This window comes from Pseudomonas sp. SDT291_1_S447 (genome assembly GCF_054070155.1).
In genome coordinates this window covers 1-4,546 of the sequence record NZ_JBSVXS010000215.1, presented here as the reverse complement: position 1 = coordinate 4,546, position 4,546 = coordinate 1, and the positions used below count along the sequence as shown (strand labels likewise).

Below are 4,546 nucleotides of genomic sequence, written 5' to 3'. Positions count from 1 at the left end.
TTTCTTCAGGAAGCTCACCGTCCACTGTGGGAGCTGGCTTGCCAGCGATGGCGGCCTGGAGGTCAGGTGCAAACAATGCTGCGATTGCCGCAGGATTCGACGGAAAATAGAAGTGCACATAAGAGGCCGTCATCCGCCCTTCCCGATAAACCGCCTCAGCACCGCGCCCGCCATTCGGGCTCAAGCCACGGGCAATCGGCGTCAGTTCGGTGGTGGTCAGGGAATGATGATAAGTGTGCCCACGCAACGATCCTTCCGGCAAATCCACTGCTTGCAGCGCCAGTGCAGCCAGACGTTTTTGCATCACCGCGTCGCCCTTCAGCAGCCCAACCAACTCAGCGCGAGTGCCTTCAACGTCAGTCAAAGAATCCAGCAAATACAGCATCCCGCCGCACTCAGCGAGCAACGGTTTCCCCGCAGCATGATGCGCACGGATCGCCTCAAGCATCGCGGTGTTCTGCGACAACACAACGTGGTGCAGTTCCGGATACCCACCAGGCAAATACACGCTATCCGCCTCCGGCAATTGCGTATCGCGGATCGGCGAGAAGAAACTCAACTCAGCACCCATCGCCCGCAGCAGATCCAGACTCGCACCATAAATGAAGGCAAACGCCTCATCACGGGCGACAGCAATGCGCACATTTTTCAGCAACGGTTCGACGGCGATCACATCAGGCGCGGCGAATTCCACGGCCGGTGGCAGCGCTACCTCGCAACTGCTGGCCAATGCATCGGCGGCGGCATCGAGACGCGCATCGAGATCATTCAGTTCGCTGGCCTGGACCAGGCCGAGATGGCGACTCGGCAGTTCGATACCGGTCTCGCGGGACAATGCGCCGTACCAGCGAAGGCCTTCGGTGAGGCTGCCTTCGAGCAACTGCGCATGCCGCAACGTGCCGACACGGTTGGCCAACACGCCGGCAAACGGCAGATCCGGCTGATACTTCGCCAGGCCCAGCGCCAACGCACCAAAGGTCTGCGCCATGGCCGTCCCATCAATCACGCCGAGCACCGGCACGCCGAAGTGCCGCGCCAGATCAGCGCTGGATGGCGTGCCGTCGAACAGACCCATCACGCCTTCAATCAGAATCAGATCCGCCTCCGCGGCGGCTTCCCACAACAGCCGACGACTTTCCTGCTCGCCGACCATCCACATGTCCAGCTGATACACCGGCGCACCGCTGGCGCGCTCGAGAATCATCGGATCAAGAAAATCCGGGCCGCATTTGAACACGCGCACTTTGCGCCCCTGATTGCGATGCAAACGGGCCAGTGCGGCGGTGACGGTGGTCTTGCCCTGACCGGAGGCCGGCGCGGCGATAAGCACCGCCGGGCAGTGACGTGGTTGATTCAAAGTTCGACGCCTTTCTGCGCTTTGATGCCCGCCTGGAAGGCGTGTTTGAGCATGCCCATTTCAGTCACGGTGTCGCCCATTTCGATCATTTCCGGCTTGGCCGCGCGACCGGTGACGATCACATGCTGCATCGGCGGACGCGCCTGCAAATCGCTGAGCACCTGATCGAGATCGAGGTAGCCGTGCTTGAGGGCGATGTTCAGTTCGTCGAGCACCACCAGACCGATCGACGGATCGCGCAGCAGTTCGCGGGACACAGCCCACGCGGCTTCGGCGGCGGCGATGTCGCGCTGACGATCCTGGGTTTCCCAGGTGAAGCCCTCGCCCATCACATGAAAGCGCACTTGCTCAGGGAAGCGGCGGAAAAACAGCTCTTCGCCGGTGCTGTTGCGGCCCTTGATGAACTGCACCACACCGCACTGCATGCCGTGGCCCATGGCGCGGGCGAGCATGCCGAACGCCGAACTGCTTTTGCCTTTGCCATTGCCGGTCAGCACCAGCACCAGGCCGCACTCGTCAGGCGAGTTGGCGATGCGTTCGTCGATCACGGCTTTTTTGCGCTGCATACGCGCCAGATGGCGTTCGTCGCGCTCGGGGGAATCAGTCATGGGGGAGCTCTCCGTTGAGGCTGGATAACGGCGGGCAGGCACAAGAATAGACGGCAAAAAGCCTGGCATCGCCCACCGTGATGCCGCTGGATGGATCAGGCCGGTCTCCGGGCTCATGAGCGGCGTATGCCTGACTGCGCGCCTTCCCGCTTCTGTCGAGGCAGTGGCTCAAGGCGCAGTTTTCACTCATTTACCGTTGCGGGGGCAGCGCCGGGATCGTGGTGGTTCTTCGCTTGAAGACAACCCTCACCGGCTTCCCTGTTTCACTCTGTCGACGCAGGTCACAGAGCACCTGAAACAAGCCGCGAAGGTTAGAGGGTTGGGGGTGGAGCGTCAATTAAAGAGGCGGTCATCGGGCGAATAACTGCCGCCGATCAATTATCTGACGCCAATCTTGTGCCACACTGATACAAATGATATCAAAGAGCCATGCTTTTCCCGAAAAGCCCAATACAACAATAAAGGATGATGACGATGCAAGGCATGATCATCAGCAACCCGCGCCTGGAATTTCTGCGCCCGGTGCTTGAACGCTGGTTTGACTGTATCGACCGCTACAACGCCGTGCGCGGCGACAGCGACACCCCTTACTGGCATGACGAGAAAGCCAATCTCGGATTGCTCTCGGCCGCAGCCTGGATGGCCGAGCTGGTCACTTTGAATGACACTGCCACGCGCAAACAGAATGAAGAAGGCGAGCGCAATGCCCGCGCCGATCTGTTTCTCGCCGGCGCCGAAGACCGCGCCTTTATCCAGGCCACTCAGCGCTGGCCAAAGGTTACCAACCTCAATCTGACTCAAGCCCTGCTCGACATCACCAACGACGCCAAGCGCATCAGCTACGCCAGCGATCTCAAGCTTGGCTGCCTGTTTGTCGCGCCGCAAAAAGCCCAGCACAGCGCCAGCCCCGAAGAGCTGCAGGACATGGTCGACGACCTGCAAAAGGAACACACCTGCGCCGTCGCCTGGTATTTCCCCTACGCCTATCGCAAATTGCGCAGCGAAGCCGGCAACTATCACCCGGGCATCGCCGTGCTGTTCAAGGAAGCCCGCGGCTGAGCAGTTGAACCATCGGGCTTGCGCCCTCCTCTATGATTAGGAATGCATTCATAGGGAAGATCAGCAATGCGCAAGCCCCAGCTCGTTTTTGTCATCGCCTTCGCCGGAGGACTCGCCGCCTGCGGTGAAACCTCCAGCCTGCAAGTCTCCGACGGCACCGGCCCGTCACCGAAACTGCCCGAACCGAACAAGACCCTGATCCCGACGGTGAATATCGCCCCGGCAATCGGCTGGCCAGAGGGCGCTAAACCGACGGCAGCGACCGGCACACAAGTCGCTGCATTCGCCGAAGGCCTCGACCATCCGCGCTGGCTTTACGTACTGCCCAACGGCGATGTGCTGGTGGCGGAAACCAATGCCCCGCCCAAACCTGATGACAGCAGCGGCATTCGTGGCTGGGTCATGAAGAAAGTCATGGGTAAGGCCGGCGCCGGCGTGCCGAGCCCGAATCGCATCACCTTGCTGCGTGACGCCGACCACGATGGCGTGGCCGAGACACGCACGGTGTTTCTGCAAAACCTCAACTCACCGTTCGGCATGACCCTGGTCGGCAATGATCTGTACGTCGCCGATACCGATCGCTTGCTGCGCTTTAACTACGAACCGGGCGCGACCGAGATCAAGTCGCAGCCAATCAAGGTTGTCGATCTGCCCGGCGGCACGCTGAATCACCACTGGACCAAAAACGTCATCGCCAGCAAGGACGGCAGCAAGTTGTACGTCACGGTCGGCTCGAACAGCAACGTTGGCGAAAATGGTCTGGATAAGGAAGAAGGTCGCGCGGCGATCTGGGAAGTCGATCGGGCGACCGGCAATCACCGGATTTTCGCCTCAGGCATCCGCAACCCCAATGGCCTGGCCTGGGAGCCGAAAAGTGGCGCGCTGTGGACAGCAGTGAATGAGCGCGACGAGATCGGCAGTGATCTGGTGCCGGACTACATCACTTCCGTGAAGGACGGTGGTTTCTATGGCTGGCCGTTCAGTTACTACGGTCAGCATGTCGATGTGCGCGTTACGCCGCAAAACCCGGAGCTGGTGGCCAAAGCCATTGCCCCGGATTATGCCGTCGGACCGCACACTGCGTCTTTGGGCCTGACGTTCTCCGAGGGCAACAACCTGCCGGCGCAGTTCAAGGAAGGCGCGTTCATTGGCCAGCACGGCTCATGGAATCGCAAACCGCACAGTGGCTACAAAGTGATTTTCGTGCCGTTTACCGGCGGCAAGCCGAGCGGCAAACCGGTGGATGTCCTGACCGGCTTCCTCGACAAGGACGAGAATGCTTTGGGTCGGCCGGTGGGCGTGGTGATCGATCAGCAAGGTGGCTTGCTGGTGGCGGATGATGTTGGTAACAAGGTGTGGCGAGTGTCTTCTGCCAAATAACTTGCCGCCTGACACATAACAAATGTGGGAGCGAGCTTGCTCGCGAAAGCGTCGGGTCAGTCAATATTGAATTGAATGACACACCGCCTTCGCGAGCAAGCTCGCTTGTATGGTAGGACTTGAAGGGAGGAGGAGGGACAAG

4 protein-coding genes and 1 riboswitch are annotated in these 4,546 nt (G+C 60.3%); of the genes, 2 read left to right on the top strand and 2 right to left on the bottom strand.

What is annotated here, in order from left to right; all coding sequences use genetic code 11:
- Both ACW9IR_RS28755 and cobO read right to left on the bottom strand, forming a co-directional pair.
- On the bottom strand, positions 1-1,357 hold a 1,357-nt coding region (locus tag ACW9IR_RS28755), incomplete at its 3' end, for a cobyrinate a,c-diamide synthase (protein ID WP_457465993.1).
- Positions 1,354-1,965: a cob(I)yrinic acid a,c-diamide adenosyltransferase gene (gene cobO / locus ACW9IR_RS28750; RefSeq protein ID WP_003223053.1), complete on the bottom strand. Its 612-nt coding sequence runs from the start codon at positions 1,963-1,965 to the stop codon at positions 1,354-1,356. The genes ACW9IR_RS28755 and cobO, both read right to left, overlap by 4 nt.
- 81 nt (positions 1,966-2,046) lie before the next feature.
- Positions 2,047-2,276, bottom strand: a riboswitch (cobalamin riboswitch).
- Positions 2,277-2,439: 163 nt separating this feature from the next.
- On the opposite strand from cobO, the gene ACW9IR_RS28745 reads away from it, so the two are divergent.
- Positions 2,440-3,024 carry a hypothetical protein gene (locus ACW9IR_RS28745; RefSeq protein ID WP_077571724.1) on the top strand — a complete coding sequence of 195 codons (585 nt, stop codon included), beginning with the start codon at positions 2,440-2,442 and terminating at the stop codon, positions 3,022-3,024.
- 66 nt (positions 3,025-3,090) lie between these two features.
- The gene (locus ACW9IR_RS28740) at positions 3,091-4,404 is read left to right on the top strand and encodes a PQQ-dependent sugar dehydrogenase (RefSeq protein WP_457465991.1); all 1,314 of its coding nucleotides are present in this window, start codon (positions 3,091-3,093) and stop codon (positions 4,402-4,404) included.
- The last annotated feature ends 142 nt before the right edge of the window (positions 4,405-4,546 follow it).